Annotated in this window: 1 pseudogene; it reads left to right on the top strand. The window is 41.9% G+C overall.

Annotated features, from left to right (window positions below):
* Nucleotides 1-512: 512 nt before the first annotated feature.
* A pseudogene (locus KW850_RS32560) lies at nucleotides 513-912 on the top strand (group II intron reverse transcriptase/maturase); the annotation flags it as partial.

The following is a 912-nucleotide window of genomic DNA, read 5'->3' as shown; positions in this document are numbered from 1 at the left end:
GCAGTTGTGCGGCCGAGCCTAGGTCGTATCATATAGCGGGTGGGATTCCCGCCGAGTAAGAACTAGCCATTCGCTCGTAGCGAGTCTTGGAGGGCTAATGGTAACATTAGTCTTTAAGCGTAGACAGCTAGGTGGCGGGCCGAAAGCCAAATGGTTGAAGGGATTGAGCTCCATAATGTTAGTAAATCGAGAGGGCTGATGCCTTAACTGCGGCAGAAAGCTACATTTTATCCTTCGATAAGGGCAAGATGGATAAAACCTCTCTGGGGTCAGAGACCTTGGCACGTTACACATTGATATGATACGGCAACTCGGGAGACCCTACCGGTCTTTTCTTTTAGAAGAGTATGGTGTACAAGCGATAAAAAGCAAGGAAACCAAATGCCGATGTAGGGAGTCGGATAGCAGCGTAGTACCAATGAAGTTGGGTAATGCCGATGGAGGGAAGGCTAGCTACCAGTTATCACCCTTACTAGGGAAACATTTACTACACGCAGAGGTAGGAATAATAAATGGAAACAAAACTACTAAGGATAGCAGAATTAGCAAAATCTGATCCTAAAATGAAATTTACATCTCTTGCACATTTATTAAATGTGCAATCACTAATTCAATGTCATCATGAATTACCTAACAAAAAGGCAACTGGGATTAACGGAACGACTAAAGAGGAATACGATGAAAACTTAGAAGAAAACATAAAGGAGTTAATAAGTACGCTTAAAAGCAAAAGCTATCGACCTGTTCCAGTAAGGAGGATGTATATTCCAAAGCTCAACTCAAACAAGAAAAGACCGTTGGGAATACCGGAACATGAAGATAAGATTGTACAAAAGTGCATCACGAAGATACTAAATTCTATCTATGAAAATGACTTTCTAGACTGTTCCTTTGGATTCCGACCAAATCGTA

The organism is Bacillus sp. sid0103, assembly GCF_019219025.1.
The sequence above is the reverse complement of the archived record's forward strand: the minus strand, read 5'-3'. Positions and strand labels throughout refer to the sequence as shown.